This window comes from Pseudodesulfovibrio sp. zrk46 (genome assembly GCF_012516435.1).
GTDB lineage: Bacteria > Desulfobacterota > Desulfovibrionia > Desulfovibrionales > Desulfovibrionaceae > Pseudodesulfovibrio.
In genome coordinates, this window is the sequence record NZ_CP051216.1 from 3,504,204 (window position 1) to 3,521,836 (window position 17,633).

At 47.7% G+C, this 17,633-nt stretch carries 19 protein-coding genes; 10 read left to right on the forward strand and 9 right to left on the reverse strand.

The window, feature by feature from the left end; translation table 11 throughout:
- The first annotated feature begins 5 nt into the window (after nucleotides 1-5).
- The 6 genes from lspA (at nucleotide 6) to HFN16_RS15900 (ending at nucleotide 3,502) form a co-directional block, all read left to right on the forward strand.
- On the forward strand, nucleotides 6-494 hold the full coding sequence (lspA, locus tag HFN16_RS15875; protein ID WP_168891685.1) for a signal peptidase II: 489 nt from the start codon (nucleotides 6-8) through the stop codon (nucleotides 492-494).
- A gap of 32 nt (nucleotides 495-526) precedes the next feature.
- Nucleotides 527-754: a PLD nuclease N-terminal domain-containing protein gene (locus tag HFN16_RS15880; protein ID WP_168891686.1), complete on the forward strand. Its 228-nt coding sequence runs from the start codon at nucleotides 527-529 to the stop codon at nucleotides 752-754.
- Nucleotides 751-1,701, forward strand: coding sequence for a tetratricopeptide repeat protein (locus tag HFN16_RS15885; protein ID WP_168891687.1), 951 nt, complete (start codon nucleotides 751-753; stop codon nucleotides 1,699-1,701). The genes HFN16_RS15880 and HFN16_RS15885 overlap by 4 nt, the downstream gene beginning before the upstream one ends.
- Nucleotides 1,702-1,766: 65 nt before the next feature.
- Complete coding sequence (locus HFN16_RS15890) at nucleotides 1,767-2,207, forward strand: NIL domain-containing protein (RefSeq protein WP_168891688.1); 441 nt, start codon at nucleotides 1,767-1,769, stop codon at nucleotides 2,205-2,207.
- Between the two features lie 23 nt (nucleotides 2,208-2,230).
- Nucleotides 2,231-2,749, forward strand: a complete 519-nt coding sequence (locus HFN16_RS15895) for a PilZ domain-containing protein (protein WP_168891689.1) — start codon at nucleotides 2,231-2,233, stop codon at nucleotides 2,747-2,749.
- A gap of 15 nt (nucleotides 2,750-2,764) precedes the next feature.
- Nucleotides 2,765-3,502 (forward strand): protein phosphatase CheZ, encoded by a 738-nt coding sequence (locus HFN16_RS15900; protein ID WP_168891690.1) that lies wholly within the window; start codon nucleotides 2,765-2,767, stop codon nucleotides 3,500-3,502.
- 79 nt (nucleotides 3,503-3,581) lie between these two features.
- Here HFN16_RS15900 and mgtE read toward each other — a convergent pair whose 3' ends face one another.
- Nucleotides 3,582-4,913, reverse strand: a complete 1,332-nt coding sequence (mgtE, locus tag HFN16_RS15905; protein WP_168891691.1) for a magnesium transporter — start codon at nucleotides 4,911-4,913, stop codon at nucleotides 3,582-3,584.
- A gap of 161 nt (nucleotides 4,914-5,074) precedes the next feature.
- Here mgtE and nadC point away from each other — a divergent pair, with 161 nt between their 5' ends.
- Genes nadC through nadB form a run of 3 tightly spaced genes read left to right on the forward strand, consistent with a single transcriptional unit; the run spans nucleotide 5,075 to nucleotide 8,610 of the window.
- Entirely contained in the window at nucleotides 5,075-5,944 is an 870-nt protein-coding gene (gene nadC / locus HFN16_RS15910; protein ID WP_168891692.1) for a carboxylating nicotinate-nucleotide diphosphorylase, read from the forward strand.
- Nucleotides 5,945-5,955: 11 nt separating this feature from the next.
- The gene (nadA, locus tag HFN16_RS15915) at nucleotides 5,956-6,996 is read left to right on the forward strand and encodes a quinolinate synthase NadA (RefSeq protein ID WP_168891693.1); all 1,041 of its coding nucleotides are present in this window, start codon (nucleotides 5,956-5,958) and stop codon (nucleotides 6,994-6,996) included.
- A 24-nt stretch (nucleotides 6,997-7,020) separates the two neighbouring features.
- The gene (nadB, locus tag HFN16_RS15920; protein WP_210772209.1) at nucleotides 7,021-8,610 is read left to right on the forward strand and encodes an L-aspartate oxidase; all 1,590 of its coding nucleotides are present in this window, start codon (nucleotides 7,021-7,023) and stop codon (nucleotides 8,608-8,610) included.
- A 189-nt stretch (nucleotides 8,611-8,799) separates the two neighbouring features.
- On the opposite strand, the gene HFN16_RS15925 is transcribed toward nadB, so the two are convergent.
- The 7 genes from HFN16_RS15925 to HFN16_RS15955 all read right to left on the reverse strand — a co-directional run bounded on the left by HFN16_RS15925 (nucleotide 8,800) and on the right by HFN16_RS15955 (nucleotide 15,751).
- Complete coding sequence (locus HFN16_RS15925) at nucleotides 8,800-10,263, reverse strand: TrkH family potassium uptake protein (RefSeq protein ID WP_168891694.1); 1,464 nt, start codon at nucleotides 10,261-10,263, stop codon at nucleotides 8,800-8,802.
- Complete coding sequence (gene trkA / locus HFN16_RS15930) at nucleotides 10,264-11,634, reverse strand: Trk system potassium transporter TrkA (RefSeq protein ID WP_168891695.1); 1,371 nt, start codon at nucleotides 11,632-11,634, stop codon at nucleotides 10,264-10,266.
- A 173-nt stretch (nucleotides 11,635-11,807) separates the two neighbouring features.
- Nucleotides 11,808-12,467 carry an NAD(P)/FAD-dependent oxidoreductase gene (locus tag HFN16_RS15935; RefSeq protein WP_168891696.1) on the reverse strand — a complete coding sequence of 220 codons (660 nt, stop codon included), beginning with the start codon at nucleotides 12,465-12,467 and terminating at the stop codon, nucleotides 11,808-11,810.
- Nucleotides 12,468-12,494: 27 nt separating this feature from the next.
- Nucleotides 12,495-13,160: a nitrite reductase gene (locus tag HFN16_RS15940; protein ID WP_168891697.1), complete on the reverse strand. Its 666-nt coding sequence runs from the start codon at nucleotides 13,158-13,160 to the stop codon at nucleotides 12,495-12,497.
- Between the two features lie 119 nt (nucleotides 13,161-13,279).
- Complete coding sequence (locus HFN16_RS15945; protein WP_168891698.1) at nucleotides 13,280-13,597, reverse strand: cupin domain-containing protein; 318 nt, start codon at nucleotides 13,595-13,597, stop codon at nucleotides 13,280-13,282.
- A 15-nt stretch (nucleotides 13,598-13,612) separates the two neighbouring features.
- Nucleotides 13,613-14,404 carry a 4Fe-4S binding protein gene (locus HFN16_RS15950; RefSeq protein ID WP_168892393.1) on the reverse strand — a complete coding sequence of 264 codons (792 nt, stop codon included), beginning with the start codon at nucleotides 14,402-14,404 and terminating at the stop codon, nucleotides 13,613-13,615.
- Nucleotides 14,405-14,434: 30 nt separating this feature from the next.
- The gene (locus tag HFN16_RS15955; RefSeq protein ID WP_168891699.1) at nucleotides 14,435-15,751 is read right to left on the reverse strand and encodes a 4Fe-4S binding protein; all 1,317 of its coding nucleotides are present in this window, start codon (nucleotides 15,749-15,751) and stop codon (nucleotides 14,435-14,437) included.
- A 103-nt stretch (nucleotides 15,752-15,854) separates the two neighbouring features.
- Here HFN16_RS15955 and HFN16_RS15960 point away from each other — a divergent pair, with 103 nt between their 5' ends.
- Nucleotides 15,855-16,529 carry a Crp/Fnr family transcriptional regulator gene (locus tag HFN16_RS15960; protein ID WP_168891700.1) on the forward strand — a complete coding sequence of 225 codons (675 nt, stop codon included), beginning with the start codon at nucleotides 15,855-15,857 and terminating at the stop codon, nucleotides 16,527-16,529.
- Nucleotides 16,530-16,610: 81 nt separating this feature from the next.
- On the opposite strand, the gene HFN16_RS15965 is transcribed toward HFN16_RS15960, so the two are convergent.
- Nucleotides 16,611-17,462 carry a substrate-binding domain-containing protein gene (locus HFN16_RS15965; protein ID WP_168891701.1) on the reverse strand — a complete coding sequence of 284 codons (852 nt, stop codon included), beginning with the start codon at nucleotides 17,460-17,462 and terminating at the stop codon, nucleotides 16,611-16,613.
- Nucleotides 17,463-17,633: the final 171 nt, after the last annotated feature.

The window sequence follows — 17,633 nt, forward strand, 5'->3', positions numbered from 1 at the left end:
GCGTCATGAACCGATATAAAATCGCATCCATATGGGCGGTGGCCTTGGTCGTTCTCGACCAGGTCACCAAACTGTGGGTGTCGTCCACCATGGAAGTGTGGACAGGAAAAGCCCTTATTCCGGGCTTTTTCAATTTGGTCCACGTTCTCAATCGTGGCGCGGCATGGGGATTCCTTGATAGCGAACATATCGATTGGCAGCGTCCCCTTTTCATTGTCATCACTTTTATAGCCCTTGGTTTCATCAGCTTCATGTTAAAAAACACCGAAGAAAGCGACAAATGGATGATCGTTGGACTCGGTTTCATAATAGGTGGTGCCTTAGGGAATCTCATTGACCGTATTCGCTTAGGTGTAGTGGTCGATTTTCTCGATTTCTACATAGGCAATTACCATTGGCCAGCCTTCAATGTGGCTGACATTGCTTTAACAGTTGGTGCTTGCTGCATCATTTTGTCCATGTTTCTTAATCGACATAAATCCGAATCCGCATAGAAGATTCGACAAACACATCAGGAGCTTAGTTCATGTTTGCCGATTTCTCCGCTCTCACCACAAATCAATGGATTGTTATTATCGCAGCCGTGGCCGCCTGCTTTTCTTTCAGTGCTTGGACTATCCTAGATGCTTGGAAACGGGATTTTGAATCCGCCAATGAAAAAGTTCTGTGGATGCAGATATGTATTTTTGTTCCCATCCTGGGCTCTCTCGCGTATCTTTTCCTCGGTAGAAAACGAGGGAGCAAACGCGTATGAATAAAATTGCCAAGCATCTTTCAACAGTTATCGCCATCATCGCCCTTTTTACAGCATCGGCATGTGTATCCAAGACAGATATTGAAACACTTCAATTGGAACGGCAGCAGGATTTAAATCGAATTAAGCAGCTTGAAGCAGAACTGGAAGAATCCCGACAACTTCTCAAAGAAGAAATTGAGAATTCCCAAAATCCAGTTCGCCAACGCGCTGCGGACATGTGGGCCGAAATGCAGACCCTGCGAACCGAAATGGCTAAATTTCGTGGGGAAATGGATCTGATGCATATCCGCATGGATCGTCAAATCGGCGACTCTAACTCCACAATGACTATGGATGGCTTGAAAGACCAACTAGACGAAATCGAATTCGTTCTGGAAAACCAACTTCAAGTGGACCTGCCAAAAATCCGTGAAGAACGCGCAGCAAGCCTTGCTGCCCATGCACAGGCTGTAGAAACGACCTCAACATCTTCAACTGTGGTCGGAGCACCAACCGCCTCTGAAACTGTAACCCAAAGCATTCCTGCCGCATCTCAAGCAGCACCAACTCCACCAACAACGAACGACACTGATCCAGCCAAAGCACTCTATGATAAAGCTTATACCCTCTACAAAGAAGGTCAGTTTGAAAAGGCTCGATCCTACTGGGCCGAGTTCACTGACACCTTCAAGGGACACGCATTTTCTGCCAGTGCCTTTTTTTGGCAAGGTCAATGTTATTACAAGCTAAAAGACTACGCTCGTGCAGCTATTCTTTTTGAAGACGTCATCGAAAAGTTCAAAAAGAGTTCCAAATACAAATCTGCTTTGCTTAAGGCAGGCTACTCATGGAACTACCTTGGCAAACCTGAGTTAGCCAAAATGCGCATGGAAGAAGTGGTCAAAAAATTCCCCAAGTCAGTTGAAGCAACCCAAGCTAAGCGTTTTCTGGATAAAGCCAAATAATTATAATCTAACGGGACTTGCGATGTAACGTCCCGCTATGCAATACTGCTCATTCAGGATTTATTATGAAAGAAGTGATCAAAGGTTTTAGAAAAATCGTCTATCTCAGTTTTCCCCCGGAGTCCTCTGGGCGCCCCGTCGTGTGCAACCTCACTAGGTTATTCGACCTTAACTTCAACATTCTGAAGGCGGACATAAGCCCTCGTCATGAAGGCTCCATGACTCTGGAAGTCTCCGGCCTGGAAGAAGACTTTCACAAGGGTATCGGCTATCTCAAAGAGAATGGTATTCGCATCACTCCAGTTGCCCACAAGATTTTTCGCAACGAAGAATCCTGTGTCCACTGCGGCCTGTGCACAGCTATGTGTCCTACGGATGCCCTATACCTCGAAAAGAGTGATAAGACAGTTGTTTTCGACGTGGACAAATGCTCTGCTTGTGGCATGTGTACCCGCGTCTGTCCGGTCAAGGCCATGACCTTAGATCTGGATGAAAATAGACAGTAAACGATCAATCTCAGGGGATCGGTATGAGTGAAGAAAAACGGACTTTCTCCCGCGTACCAGTGCGACTCAAAGGATACGCTCGTTACATGCAGTCTATTGAGTCGCCACAGTTATTTACGAGCGACTCTGTTGAGGATGTGTGCAATCGCGAGACCCTGTTTCGAAACAGTAAGCTTCCAGATGATCTGACCGCATTCCTTGGTGAGATGGACCGTAAACTTGACCGAATCCTCGGCCTTCTTAGCAAAGACTATATACGAAGCGACTTCCCTGTAGATATTGAAATCCTCGAACTCTCTGCTGCCGGGGTAAAATTTCGCACTAAGGACCAAGTTGAAAAAAACTGCCCCTTGGAAGTCATTGTGATGCTGAGCCAACTCCCCCTGCGTATGGCTAGCAGCAAAGGGCGCATAGTTGGAAAAGAAGAAGATACAGGGCTCTACCGATTCGAATTTGTTGATACACGAGAGTCAGACATGGAAGCCATTGTCCAATTCGTTTTTCAACAGCAACGAGAACAGATCAGAAACTCCAAAAAATAGCTTTAGGAGCATCACATGACCGGCAACGAAGAACTCGTCAAAGAGATGATGGAAGAAGTTTCCGAGCAGCTTGTTGAGAGCCTCAAGGACTCCATCACCTCTGCCGTAGAAAAGGAAATTGCTAAAAATCTTTCCAAATCCCTCCTCGAAGGAGAGTTCTACCGACGTGTGAATGATGATCTCCAAGACGGGCTGAAGCAAATCTACCAAGAGGTCAAGGCTGCTCGTGGAGGCAGAGAAATCAAGAGCATCGCAGCCGATATCGACCCGGAAGAGCTCTTTAGCGAAACTTCAGACCAACTCGATGCAGTACTAAAAACCACAGAAAAAGCTGCCGTTGAGATCATAGACATCGTTGAGAATCTTCAAGAACTCCAGGGTTCTGTTGCAAAGATTGTTAAGGGGTTCGAGTCTGGTGGTGTTACCAAACAGGACCGTGAAAAACTCAAAGAAATCAACGACACATTAGGAATGGATCTGTCCACCATCATGGTAACGCTCAGCTTCCAAGATTTGACCGGCCAGCGTATCAAAATCATTATTAACTCCATCCGCCAAGTTGAAAAAATCGTGCGTGAAGTCATGCTCTCAACAGGCCTTATGATCAAGCAAAGAGAGGAAGAACCGGAGAAGGATATCGACAGTCTTTCCGAAGAAGCCAAGTCAGAAGCCACTTCCAAACTTTCCGGCCCTCAAACAGACACTAACCAGGGCGACGTGGACGACCTGCTCGCCTCCTTAGGCCTAGACTAGTCAACAATAACGACACACAATGAGAAAATCCGTCCCGATAAAAATCGGGACGGATTTTATTTTTTATCTCTGTGGACGCTTAGAGCAAGACCAGCCCAGCAAGACCCAATAGCAGAAGAAATCCCATGGAGTCCGTTATGGTGGTCAGGAAGATGCTCGAGGCCTGAGCAGGATCTCGTCCCATCTCTTTTAGCACCAGTGGGATGGACGCACCTGCAAGAGCGCCAAGGATCATATCCAGTCCCAAAGCCAGCCCCATCACAGAGGCTAACACAGGCTTGCCTGTCGTGAAATAAATCGCGGAGACAACCAATGTTGCAATGATCATCCCGTTCAGTAATCCGATACGCAATTCACGCAGCACTGCAATCCACGCACGCTTACGGTCAAAACGCTCCATCGCAAGCTGACGGATCATTACAGCCAGGGCTTGCTGGCCTGTATTGCCCGCCTGATTTGCCACCAACGGCATAAGTACGGCCAGAAAGGCCATCTGTGCGATATTGCCTTCAAAAAGATGAACGACCCAAGCGGAAAAGGTTGAGAAAAGTACATTGATAACAAGCCATGGTAAACGCATACGCACAGAATACAACCACGGAGAATCCGTGGTTTCATCCGCACCAGCACCAACCATAGTCTGCATATCTTCTGATGCCTCTTCGTGAATGATGTCAATGACGTCATCAACGGTTACGACACCAAGGAGCCTGTTACCAAAATCCACGACAGGAAGTGCGAGCAGGTTGTAGTGTGCAATAAGGTGCGCCACTTCTTCCCTGTCCACGCTATAACTTACTGTAATCAAATTCTGGGTCTTGACCAGTTCTTTGAGAACAACACCACGCTTTGCAAGAAGCAGGTCACGCAGAGAGACAACCCCAACAAGGCGGTCCTTAGCGTCAGTCAGATATGCGTAGTAGGGAATTTCCTTGTCTTCGACCTCTTCACGAAGCTTAGCAATTGCCTGGTCCGCAGTAAGGTCCTGATCTAAAATCACCACCTCGATGTTCATGACACCACCGGCGGTATCCGGATCAAAGGTCAGGAGCGTCTTAAGTTCTGCCCTATCTTCGGCGGGCACCCGGCGTAAAAGAGCCTGCTGGAGCTCATAATCCAATTCTTCAAGAAGGTCGGTCGCATCATCGGGAGACATTTGTTCCACAATGCGAGCAGCCAGTCCTCGATTAAGACTTTGAATTAGCACCTTCTGATCATGATTTTCCATCTCCGCAATGGAATCTGCAGCGTCCTTGGTGGGAAGCTGCTTGATAAATTTAACCTGATCTGCAATGTCGAGCCCTTCTATCGTCTCGGCAGCATCGGCAGGGTGCTGAGCTTCGATCTCGGCGGCGGTCAAACCGTCGACAATCTCATTCTCTTGTTCTCGAATTTCCTCTTTCACGCTCATGGGGAGAAGACCTAGCCCAAATCCACTTCAAGGTCAAAACAATAGGACATTGATCGCGTTATATATTTGTGAAATGTTTCATCAACCGCCCCACCTCTTGACGAAAGTCAGAACGTGCTTTACTTGCCAACAGTTACATTACTTTATAATGGAAGAGAATAATGTCTACCAACACCTTCGATGATTTTTTCCAAGCAGAAGCCCGCATGTTCCTTCTCGCAACTATCCGCATTGCTTTAGCGGAAGACGGCGCAGACTTAACATCCTTGGGGCTTTTCTCTGAAAATGACATGGCACAAGCCATGATTGTTGCAAAACAGGACACAATAGTGGCAGGCCTTCCAATTATCCCTATGGTTCTAGAGTTTGGAGGGGAAGATTGCCAATGCCATCTCAATGTTGATGACGGAGAGCTGGTGTCAGAAGGCACCATGGTGGCTGCTCTACAAGGCCCAGCGATTCAGTTACTCAAAGCCGAACGGGTTATCATGAATTTCCTTTGCCACCTTTCCGGAATAGCGAACATGACAGCAGAATATGTCAAAGCTATTGAGGACACGGAAACACAACTCCTGGATACAAGAAAGACCCTCCCTGGACTTCGCTTCCCTGAAAAATATGCAGTACTTGCTGGTGGAGGCAAAAATCACCGCCTGACATTGTCTGACATGCTCATGCTAAAAGACAACCATATTGATCGTGCAGGCTCCATCACCAAGGCGGTGGAGGCGCTCTTGAATGCCCACTCTCCGTGCCCCCCCATCGAGGTAGAATGCCGTAATCTGGAAGAGGTAGAAGAAGCAATCCAGTGTAAAATCCAACGAATTATGTTGGACAACATGGATACAGAGACAGCAACAAAAGCCCTAAGCATTATCCCTGACTCAATCGAGACCGAAATAAGCGGCAATATTAATTTAGATAATATTCGCAAAGTGGCAGAGATCGGCCCGGATTACATATCGGTTGGCAAACTGACCCACTCGGCACCGTCAAGTGACTTCAGCATGCAATTCATACCGCTAAGCTAGAGAGGAAAATTGTGGAAGATTCCATCAAAACAATCACCCAAATCAAAAAAGAAATGGGCGACAAGCTCGTTATTCTTGGGCACCACTACCAATCCGATGATATCATTAATTTTACCGACATCCGGGGAGACTCTCTAGAATTGGCCCGTCAAATTGGCCAGTTGGATGCCGAACACATAGTTTTTTGTGGTGTTTATTTTATGGCAGAATCTGCTGCCATCCTGCGCCGACAAAACCAAAAAATTCACATTCCTGACACCTCCGCCACCTGCCCAATGGCTGACATGGCTGAGGCAAATCGAGTAGAGAAGACACTTGAGATTCTCCAAAAGAATGGTCGCAAGGTAATCCCCCTCACCTACGTTAACTCTTCCGCTGCAGTGAAAGGTGTGGTTGGTCGGTACGACGGGTCTGTCTGCACCTCTGCCAACGCTAAGACGATGTTGGAATGGGCCCTTAAGCAAGGGGACGCAGTCCTTTTTCTTCCCGACAAACAGCTCGCACGCAACACAGCAAATCTACTGGAAATCCCTAAGAGCAAGCGTCTCGTTTTGTCCGAAGGGGTTATAGAAGGCGATCCTGAACTCCATATAGATCCGTCAACCGCCGAAGACAAACAACTCATTGTTTGGCCCGGTTACTGTCCTATCCATCAGGATTTCACCCTTGATTCCATCAAGACCATTCGCGAGAATGAACCTGAAGCGAAAATCGTAGTTCACCCAGAGTGCGGTCAGGAAGTCGTCAAGGCATCAGACGGCAATGGTTCCACTACCTTTCTCATCAAGTATGCAAACGAAGCCCCAGCAGGATCCACTGTGTATATTGGCACAGAAACAAACCTTGTGAACAGGCTCGCTAGCCAACATAAGGAAACGAAAGTGATCAAGCCATTGGCCGTCAGTCTCTGTGAGGACATGGGTAAGATCACTGTGGACAATCTAGCTGCACTTCTCAAAGATATCGACAACTCCACTCCTGTGGATGTCGATGAGGAGATAAAAAAAACAGCTCGAATCGCTCTCGAACGCATGCTGAAAGTGTGTGCATAACCTATCAACCCTACGAGGTTGACCATGATGGATTTCCGTCTCAATTGTGATGCACTAGTCATCGGCTCCGGTATTGCAGGTGGTGTGGCCGCACTCACCTTGGCCGAAAAAGGGCTCGACGTTATCGTAATCACTGCAGGTGAAACGCTTTATGTAGGTAATACGGCTCTGGCTCAAGGAGGCATAGTCTACCGTAGCGAAGATGATGATCCACGTATTCTGGAAAAGGACATCTTAACCGCGGGATGGAAACACAACTTCACCCGTGCAGTTCGCTTTCTTTGTAGAAAAGGACCTGAAGTTCTGAAAGACGTTTTTCTCGATAAGTATCAAATTCCTTTCAACCAACGCGAGCCCGGTGATTGGTACCTGACCAAAGAAGGTGGACATACCCTTGCCCGCATCCTCTACTGTGATGACCACACAGGTAGAAACATTATGGATGTACTAGCTCGCGAGGTAGAATCGCACCCCAACATCCGAGTATTAACCAAGCGGACAGCAATCGACCTCCTAACAACCCAGCACCACGCCAAGCACTTAGATTTCAAGTACAGCTTATCCAACCAATGTGTTGGCTCCTATGTTTTTAACGAGGAGCTTGGCAAAGTGGAAACCATTTTGGCAAAACACACAGTTTTAGCCACTGGTGGCATTGGACAAGTGTATCTCCACACCACCAACACAACTGGTTCCATTGGTTCAGGTTTAGCCATGGCATCTCGTGCTGGAGCGCGGCTCATGAACTGCGAATACATCCAGTTCCACCCCACAGCAATGTTTGGAGGCTCCAAGCGAGGTGAACGTCGATTTCTTGTATCCGAAGCGGTTCGTGGCGAAGGAGCTGTCCTAGTAAATTCCAAGGGCGACCCCTTTATGAAGCGACACGATCCCCGTGCAGATTTAGCTCCGCGTGACATTGTCACTCGCGCTATCATGGACGAGATGCTTCATTCAGGTGAAGATTGCGTCTACCTCGACACGTCAGGTGTCAAGAAAGATGTTGAAACAAGATTTCCCACCATCTACCAACGATGCAAACAGATTGGTGTGGATATGAAAAAGGATCTCGTGCCCGTCGTGCCGGCCGCACATTACTTCTGTGGTGGCATACTTGTGGATAATCGTGGGCGCACCACTCTAGACAATCTGTATGCTGCAGGCGAATGCAGTTGCACAGGTGTTCACGGAGCGAATCGCCTGGCCTCAACTTCTTTATTGGAGGGTATGCTATGGGGCCACAGCACCGGCCAAGATATAGCATCCCGTATGACAAAGAGTGCCAAGTTGGGACGTAAACTCAACGACTCCATACCCGACTGGATTCCTGGTCGTGATATCCATGACGAAGACCCCGCACTCATCGCCCAAGACTGGGCACGCATCCGAAACACTATGTGGAACTATGTTGGGGTGTCCCGAACTCAAGGACGCTTGAACCGCGCTTTTTCCGACTTGCGCAAGCTCACTAAAGACTTACAAGATTTCTATAGCGATACAGCACTTAGTAAGCCAATCATCGACCTTTTTCATGGTTCCCAGGCAGCCTATATCATCACCTTGGCAGCCCTTCGAAATAGAGAAACTAAAGGTTGTCATTATCGGGCCGACTAGAGTTTACTCTTTGTAAAGCCATTACCACAAAATGCTTTGGGGTAAATGCCATTGATTCTCTAGAAAATAAGCTTTCTTTTAAAGCTATTATAACACTCTGCCTTAAAGATATTAAAGCAGAGTTCAAATCACAAAAAAAGAGGGGCGTTCGATCAAGTCGAGCGCCCCTCTTCATTTGATTTAGAAAAACTATTTGCGCCAAAACTCTGGCACAAACAGGATAATAACCGTATAGATTTCCAATCGTCCTAACACCATACAAAATGTTAGTACCCATTTAGCGGTATCCGGCAGCCAAGCAAAATTGTCTGTCGGACCAACCCCACCAATACCAGGACCAATGTTACCTATACATGCAAGAGATGCAGCAAATGAAGTAACAACATCCACTCCTGTTGCTGCCACAATAAAGGCTGCCAACACGAATAATCCTATCCACAAAATAAAGAAGCCAAAGACACCAGTAATGACATCGTCTTGAACAACAGTCTTGCCCATCTTAACCCGATTGACTGAACGGGGATGAATCAGACGGAAAAGCTCCTTGTAGGAATGCTTGCATAAGACCATTATTCGCATGACCTTCATGCCGCCTCCAGTCGAACCGGCACACCCTCCCACGAACATGCAAAACAACAGGATAGCTTGGGTAATACCAGGCCACAATTCATAGTCTGCAGTGGCAAAACCCGTAGTAGTCAAAATAGCGGCCACTTGAAATGAAGTGTAACGCACAGCTTCAGAAATACTATCGTAATTACCAGCAGAGTATACAGAAATAGTCAGTATACTTACAAACACTAAAGTCATTACTGTAAAGACTCGGAATTCTGGGTCTTTCCACATGACACTGGGACGCCACTTGAGAAGCAAATAGTGCAGGGAAAAGTTTACACCCGCGATGAACATAAACACAGTAATGACATAGTCGATATAAGCACTATTGAATGCGGCAACAGAAGTATTCTTGGTTGAAAAGCCGCCAGTCGCCATTGTTCCAAAAGTGTGACAAGTGGCATCAAAGAAATCCATACCGCCGAGCATGAGCAGAATAGTTTCAATCACACTAAATAAGACATAAACCTTCCAGAGCGTCATGGCCGTATCTTTGATACGGGGCTTAAGCTTATCAGGCACAGGACCAGGCACTTCCGCTTTGTACAACTGCATACCGCCAACACCGAGGAATGGCAGAATCGCGAGAGAAAGCACGATAATACCCATACCACCAAGCCAGTGTGTCAAGCTCCGCCAAAACAGGATGCTACGAGGCACAGCCTCAATATCGGACAGGACAGACGACCCTGTCGTACTGAAGCCTGATAGGGATTCAAATACACAGTCAACAACAGATTCAAAAGTCCCACCAAGATAAAAAGGCAACCCACCAAAAGCCCCTGCTGCAAACCAGCCAAGAGCAACAATAGCCATCCCCTCACGATGGGTCATAACAGAGGATGACTTGGATGCCTCTGGGTCGCGAAAAGCAAAAAACAACAGTACGCCGATAGCGATAGTAATAGCCATCGACAAAGCAAGAGGAGTTGCGGTTCCATCTTTGTAATAAAAGGCCCACGCCAACGGAAGAACCATGGTCATCCCCACACATGCGATCAATGCGCCAATGACGTGAAGGACGTATTTCCAACGCATCTAGAAGAACTCCACTGTCGTGGTCAGCACTTTTTCCACTTTAGGAATGTTCTGCCGAGTCGAAATAATAATAAGACGATCCTCTGGCTCTACCACAGTATCACCTCGAGGAATAACAACCTCATCCTTACGCTGGAAGCAAAGGATCAGACACCCACGAGGGAAATTGATATCTTTGACAGCCTTACCAACAATGGGAGATCCATCATGCGCAACGGCTTCTAAAGCTTCTGCTTCTTCTCCTCGGATATTCACAGAAGAAATGATTTTTCCTCGTCGAATAAAATGAAGCAACGAGTTAATTGCAGATTGACGAGGACAAACCACATAATCAATACCTATAGGCTCGATAAGAGGCATATATCCAAAATTATTGACTCGAGTTACAGTACGCTTTGCCCCAAGGGATTTGGCAAGCAAACAGGTCAGGATGTTGGTTTCCTCGTCGCCAGTAACAGAGATAACCATATCCATATCCTGAATATTCTCCTCCCGAAGAATTTCCTGATCGGTAGAATCACCCATCAAAACGATAGGTCGATCCAAGCGTTCAGAAAGGAACTCACACCGCTTCTGCCGATTCTCCAGCAAACGGGTATGATAATACTTGTTATCTAAAGCCTTGGCGAGCTTGTAGCCAATATTACCACCGCCGATAATCATGACCTCACGTACAGGCTCAACATCGATGCCAAGCCGCTTTACAATCTCCTCCTGGTCACGGATATCGCACACAAAATAAACCACATCGCCTGGCTTAATCTCATCAAGACCGCTGGGAATAATGAGTTCTCCGTCACGCACCAGTGCTGCGATTACGATACCGAGTTCGTCGCCAATCTTTTCACGCAGGTGAAGAAGCTTAGTGCCCATGACCGGGCTATCGTCAGGAAGATTGATTCCAATCAGACGTATCTTTCCTTCGGCAAATTCGTTGATTTCGACAGCGCCAGGAACACTCATCAGGCGCAACACAGAGTTTACGACTTCTTCATCAGGATTGATGATCTTGGTAATGCCAGCCCCTTCATCCATTAGCAGGTGCTTGTAGCTAGTATACATACCGCTTCGAACCCGGGCGAGTTTTGTGACTTCCGGTCCTGCAAGCATATTAGCAAAAAAACAAGCGATAAGATTGATCTCGTCGCTGTCAGTGACTGCTAGAAATATGTCCGCCTTTGAAATACCAGCTTGCTCCAAGATCTCAGGGCTACTGCCAGAACCTTGGATTGTCTGCACATCAGAAGCTTCAGCCAACTTCCTGAGCGCCTCAGAACTCTTGTCGATAACCACTACTTCTTTATTCTCAACAGCAAGTCGCTGTGCTACGTGATAGCCGACCTCGCCGGCGCCGATAATTATGATCCGCAATGGTGCTCTCCTTAGAAATGAGAATGCGCAACCTCAAGAGTTGTACCCGTCTTTCAAAATCAGTGCAATACCACGAGAAAACAGGCTAACCAAGTCGCACAAATCAAAAACGTAGGCGGTCCGGCTCATGCGGGACCGCCTACGATGCGTTCGATCAAATAATTCGGTGAGTCTTATAGAATAGCAGCCTTAACTGCGTCAATGCCAACCTTTTTAAGAAGCAGTGAAGACCGGCTTCGCTTGGCTGAATTATCCTTATAATATTCCATAAACCGACCGACAAGTTCAATGGCTTCGGCTCGAGACAAGTCTTCGGCCAGTACGTCCGCAATGCGCGGCTTACCCGAAGCATTACCGCCCACAACCATGGTCCACCCTTTCTTCTTGCCGATGAGACCAATATCACGCACATAACTTTCTGCGCAACACATGGGACAACCAGACACTCCCACTTTGAGTTTGGCTGGCAGTTCTTTGCCCACAAACATTTCTTCAAGTTCTAAACCAAACCCAAGAGAATCACGCACACCGAATTTACAAACTTCAGTACCTGGACAGGCCTGAACATAGTGAACACACAAACCGACAGCCGGACCGATGTCCATCTTAAGATCCTCCCAAACAGCGTCGACCTGCTCTTCTTCTAAGCCGACAAGAGCAATACGCTGACCGGAAGTAATCTTCATAATTGGTACTTCAAATTTTCTGCCGACACGGGCCAGAGCTTCGAGAACGTCAGGATTCACCAACCCCACAGGTGTACGAGGGACAATGGCGTAGGTCTTTTTGTCACGCTGAAGAATCGCTCCCTTGGGAGAACCTTTCTCACTCATTTCAGAAACTCCTATAAGAGAAGATAATTACGAGCCATGTATGGCTTCCAATACCGCATCGAAGCCGACACGCTCGACAAATCGCGCAGTGCGTTCTTTCTTTTTGGCGTTTTCACGGTAAAAATCAAGTGCTTTACCGATGACAGCAAAGGCCTCTTCTTCGTTCAAACCTTCACCCAGCACGTCAGCCTTGCGCACGGTCTTGCCGGCGTTGCCGCCAAAGACCACGGTCCACCCTTTCTTAGTGCCAACCAACCCAATATCCCGAACAAAGGGCTCAGCACAGCACATGGAGCATCCAGCAACACCGGACTTTAACTTTGCAGGCAGATCAAAAGTGTTAAGAAAATCCCTTAGCTTAGCAGCAAAGGCAAAAGAATCCTGCATACCTAATCGACACGCCCGGGTGCCAGGACATGCCTGCACAAAGTATTTACAAGTATCCCCGATATTACCAAGACGCTCAACCACGTCCTGTAAATGATTCACCGGGATATCGAGCAACTGGATGCTCTGCTTGCCAGTCACCCGGATGCCGGGCAGACCAAACTCCTTTACCACACCGTTAATGACGTCCAATTGCTCGGCAGAAACATCGCCCAACTTTGTCCGGGCTATAAGAGAATAACGCCCTTTACCACAAGGACGGCAGGCCCCCTCGGGCAATGTTTTGATATATTCTTCTATTTCCATTGGCATCTCTTGGTACATTTTGATTGAGTAAAGTAAAAATCCAATCCCGACGCACGGTTTCATACCACGCGCGGGATTGGAATAATAGCTTCAAGTAAGCAGGTTTATTATCCATCGATTTAAATCGGAGGAGCAATAGTGACCAGCACACGCATGTCGGTGATGGCCTTGACTCCGTGCGGTTCCGCAATCTCGGACACCAATACATCACCGATATGGGCAGGCATGGACACACCATCTGCGCCGAGGAATTCGCCCTCACCTTCCAGGATAGTCAAGGTCAGCTCCCCTTCCAAATCATGGGAGTGAACTGGCAGTTGCTGTCCTGCCTTGAAGTTGAAGTTGATCACCTTCATGAACTCCGATTCATGAACCAAATAGTTGGAAAAGGTCAAATCCTTGAAACCATGTTCTTCAAACAGTTCTATCTTCTTCATGTCCAGCCTCCTTGGCTAGAAATTCAGCGGAACCATCTCTAGGACGCCGCCAGTACGGGAAATTGTCACACGGGTGGTTGAAGGAGCCTTTCCTGCACGCTTCACAGCTTCACCGAGAATAGTACTCATAGAAGAGCAGCACGGCACTTCCATTTCCAGCACAGTGATAGACTTTAAGTCATTCTCACCGATGATTGCAGCCAACTTCTCAACGTACTCCATCTGGTTGTCGAACTTGGGGCACCCCATCAAGACCACACGGCCAGCCAGGAACTTGGAGTGGTAATCAGGACAGGCAACAGGCACACAGTCAGCAGTCAGCAGCAGATCAGCCTCTTTAAGGAACGGTGCTGCCGGAGGCACAAGGCGCAGCTGTACAGGCCAGTGACTCAGAGCTGAACCGGCTGCCGGAGCCTGTGCTGCAGGGATATTAGCCTGACCACAGGGACTCAAGGACTGCACGGCTGAGCCGGGGCAACCGCCCATAGGCTTAGGGCCGCCCGCAGGCTTATCCAGACGCAAGCTCTCGGGGCTAGGCATGTGATCGGGGACCGCACGGCCCTGCGACTTCAGGTGTTCGGCAACAGCTTCGGGGTCAAAATCCTCTGCATCGCGGACTTCCACCTTGAGCGCACCAGTAGGGCAATCTCCCAGACATGCGCCCAGACCGTCACAATAGATTTCCTTCACGAGCTTTGCCTTGCCATCCACAATGGCCAGAGCGCCTTCCTCACAAGAGGGAACGCATTCACCGCAACCGTTACACAAATCTTCGTCGATGGTGATCATTTTTCTCAGAGCCATAATGTATACCTCTCTCTGGTTTTCTCAATAAAATTATATTCGTGCCACACCAAGGAAAATAGCGTGGAGACTCACAACAATTACAATGAACAAAGTTCGGGCATTTTCAGCAGAAAGGCCGGGGAGACGATAGCTGATCTGCTTATGCACACACGCGGACACACAATCGCCACACATGGTGCAAGAGATGGCGGGCTTACCCAGTTTCACCCTGCTTTCGTCCAACGCGTTGTAGCGACACCTAGTGAAGCATGCTCCGCACTTAGTACAGTCGCTGCCCACACGAATTCGCCACGGAGAAATCTTGCCAAACACGTTTGCGACCAACCCCATAGGGCAGAAGGCCGTACAGTGGGTCATCATGCCCGCCTTGCGGGAGATGAAGACCATTATACCGACGCCAATCAATCCGAACACAGCAGCGTAGCTCACTGCGGTCACGCCCGGAATGCCCATGGACCGCATCTGTAATGCGGCACCGATACATAGAATCAGCGTGATCATACGACTTGCCACACTCAACCGGCTGAGCAGCGCATTATGAGCTGGGCGCGGCCCCAAACGACTCATGACATCATCCCATGCTCCAATGTAGCACAGATGACTGCACCATGCAGGTCCTACCAGTAACAAAGTTACGGAGAAGAGGATGATCATAAAGAAGCCCTCTCCCCGAAAAACCGGACCGGCAGCGATAAGCGCAGGTACAGGCAAGTGGAGGTTACCGGTCATAAGCATCTCGTTCATGCCCATCAAGCCCAATGCCAACTGCCCAAAAAAAACTGCGGAGAACATTGCCCAGAGACGAGGACGGCAGACTCGGTGTCCCTTAGGGGGCAACATCTTGCCGCCGATCCACTGTGCATAGAAGCCAAGGAGCATGATTTCCAACCAGCCCCAGCCAGGAAAATATCTGTCCGCCAACAAGATGGGGAACGAAACCTTAGACCGGGCCACGGTGAGACCAAACACCACCAATATGAACATGACAGCTCGGGTTGTCGCTTGTATTTCATTCCTGTCAAAGAACTCACGGCAGGTTTGGCCGAGCAGAGCCCAAATCGCCAAGGCATCAAAAACGATAAGTCCGCCCATTATGTACGCCAGACGCTTCCAAGGCATATCCAAAGCCTGCCTGAAACGAATAAACTCCACGGTTGTATCAGCCCATATACATCCGCCCCACAACAATGTCGCTATGAGGATCAACCTGACCCAAGCCTGGCGGGTGAATATCAATCCGATCATGAGCGCGAAGGCTGCAGTCAGTCCGAAGTCGCCTTGCCGAAGAGCATGCGCTCCCAAAAGCAACAACGCGAAGATGGGTATAGCCAGAATGGATCGCTTCATTTCTCGTTTCCTTCGCCCTCAATATGGAGATTTTTTTTGACGGGAACCATGACTTAGGTCAACTTATGCAAATCACATCACAAAATCAGGAGACTTTTTTGAAATGGACAAACTGGACGCCGTTAAATCCGTAATGTTTTTCGAGGGTTTGCCTCAAGAGAAATTCAACAAGCTTGCAGAAATATCCATTATAAAAAAGTATGACAAGGGACAGATTCTTTTTGAAGCAGATGTCCCCGCAAATGGTTTTTTTGCTCCTATAAAAGGACGCGTGAAAATTTTCCGAACATCTCCTTCTGGCAAAGAGCAAATTCTACACGTCTTTGGTCCAGGTGAAGCCTTTGGTGAGGTTCCTGTGTTTGAAGGAGGCACCTTCCCTGCCCACGGTCAGGCCATCGAGAAATGTGAAGCCCTGTTCTTCCCTCGCAGAGAATTTGAGAACATGATCAAAGAAGACCCAGATCTCGCCATGAAAATGATGGCAATGCTTGCCCAGAAGCTTAGAATTCTTGTAAATAAGATTGATGACCTCAGCCTCAAAGAGGCTCCCTCTAGAGTGGCCTCTTATTTACTCTTACTCCGCTCTTCACAAGAATCTGATACTTTCAAACTAGATCTCCCCAAAGGCCAAATAGCCTTCTACCTCGGAACTATTCAGGAAACCCTTTCACGTATATTTAAAAAATTCAGCGAACAAGAAATTATTGAAATCAACGGCAAAGAAATCACGATCTTGAACATGGCTGAATTAGAAGAGATCGCCAATGAAGGCCGCTAAAGTAATAATATGAGCCTGCTTAACGTTATTCATAAAAAAGGGGAGCATGATGCTCCCCTTTTTCTTCTCTATCAAATCAAACTAGTGATCATATTGTTTGGCGTACTCGGCATCGTTATACATACCTTCACCATACAAATCTTTTCCATAATTTTCGATGATTGCTTGACCATCTTTCGATCCGAGGAAGTTAATAAACTTCATAGCAAGTTCATGATTCGGCGCCCCATTAGGCATAGCGAGAGCGTGGTATGTATTGATGAGGAACGGATCTCCACGAAACAACACTTTCAGATTACCCATCTCTTTCTTACCGGCAACCCAAGTGCTGCTATCGGTCATAAAATAACCATTTATTTCATTCGCTTGCTTCAAAGTAGCCATCATAAATGCCTTGGTGATGATATACCAATCACCTGAAGGTATGATGCCAGCCTTACCCCAAATAGCAAGTTCCTTCTTATTGGTTCCAGAATTATCACCACGAGACATAAAAGGATGCTTAGCTTTGGCAATACGGGCATAGGCATCAGCAGCAGTCTTGGCCTTGGAGATGCCTGCGGGATCATTCTTAGGACCAACAATATAAAATTCATTTGAACCAATCAAAGTTCGTCCAACAGCCCAACCATCTTTCACAGCCAGCTTCTCTGCGGCAGGAGCATGCACCATACAAGCATCAACCTGCCCAGCTTTGAGAAGTTTGAGAGATTTACCTGATCCGGCCTTCACCCAACACATGGTGGTCCCATGCTTGGCGTTAAAGGCTTCAGCCAAGACTTTCAGTAGGCCAAGTTCTCCGGGGCTGCCTGTGGCCACCTTGTAAACAACTTTGCCGTCGCCATAAGATGACTTACACGTCACATCGCTGGCATTCGCCATTGCTACCATCAACAACAACATAAGAGAGATCAAAGCCAAATGTTTCATCATGTCACTCCTTAAAGTTAGCTAGATGGAGCCCCAAGTAGCACAGAAAAACTATGCTGAATCGGACATAATACTCCTTAATATTTTGACACCATTGAAATATGATTGAATTCACTAAGAGTATAAAACTGCAACGGAAAAAGCCCGCTACGCAAATGCGTAGCGGGCTACAAA

What these genes read in the sequence shown, in the direction of transcription:
- HFN16_RS15895 (WP_168891689.1), top strand. Translation starts at nt 2,231, where the DNA reads ATGAGTGAAGAAAAACGGACTTTCTCCCGCGTACCAGTGCGACTCAAA.
- HFN16_RS15960 (WP_168891700.1), top strand. Translation starts at nt 15,855, where the DNA reads ATGGACAAACTGGACGCCGTTAAATCCGTAATGTTTTTCGAGGGTTTG.
- HFN16_RS15955 (WP_168891699.1), bottom strand. Translation starts at nt 15,751, where the DNA reads ATGAAGCGATCCATTCTGGCTATACCCATCTTCGCGTTGTTGCTTTTG.
- HFN16_RS15900 (WP_168891690.1), top strand. Translation starts at nt 2,765, where the DNA reads ATGACCGGCAACGAAGAACTCGTCAAAGAGATGATGGAAGAAGTTTCC.
- mgtE (WP_168891691.1), bottom strand. Translation starts at nt 4,913, where the DNA reads ATGAGCGTGAAAGAGGAAATTCGAGAACAAGAGAATGAGATTGTCGAC.
- HFN16_RS15890 (WP_168891688.1), top strand. Translation starts at nt 1,767, where the DNA reads ATGAAAGAAGTGATCAAAGGTTTTAGAAAAATCGTCTATCTCAGTTTT.
- HFN16_RS15880 (WP_168891686.1), top strand. Translation starts at nt 527, where the DNA reads ATGTTTGCCGATTTCTCCGCTCTCACCACAAATCAATGGATTGTTATT.
- HFN16_RS15940 (WP_168891697.1), bottom strand. Translation starts at nt 13,160, where the DNA reads ATGGAAATAGAAGAATATATCAAAACATTGCCCGAGGGGGCCTGCCGT.
- HFN16_RS15965 (WP_168891701.1), bottom strand. Translation starts at nt 17,462, where the DNA reads ATGATGAAACATTTGGCTTTGATCTCTCTTATGTTGTTGTTGATGGTA.
- HFN16_RS15925 (WP_168891694.1), bottom strand. Translation starts at nt 10,263, where the DNA reads ATGCGTTGGAAATACGTCCTTCACGTCATTGGCGCATTGATCGCATGT.
- HFN16_RS15945 (WP_168891698.1), bottom strand. Translation starts at nt 13,597, where the DNA reads ATGAAGAAGATAGAACTGTTTGAAGAACATGGTTTCAAGGATTTGACC.
- nadC (WP_168891692.1), top strand. Translation starts at nt 5,075, where the DNA reads ATGTCTACCAACACCTTCGATGATTTTTTCCAAGCAGAAGCCCGCATG.
- HFN16_RS15935 (WP_168891696.1), bottom strand. Translation starts at nt 12,467, where the DNA reads ATGAGTGAGAAAGGTTCTCCCAAGGGAGCGATTCTTCAGCGTGACAAA.
- nadB (WP_210772209.1), top strand. Translation starts at nt 7,021, where the DNA reads ATGATGGATTTCCGTCTCAATTGTGATGCACTAGTCATCGGCTCCGGT.
- lspA (WP_168891685.1), top strand. Translation starts at nt 6, where the DNA reads ATGAACCGATATAAAATCGCATCCATATGGGCGGTGGCCTTGGTCGTT.
- HFN16_RS15885 (WP_168891687.1), top strand. Translation starts at nt 751, where the DNA reads ATGAATAAAATTGCCAAGCATCTTTCAACAGTTATCGCCATCATCGCC.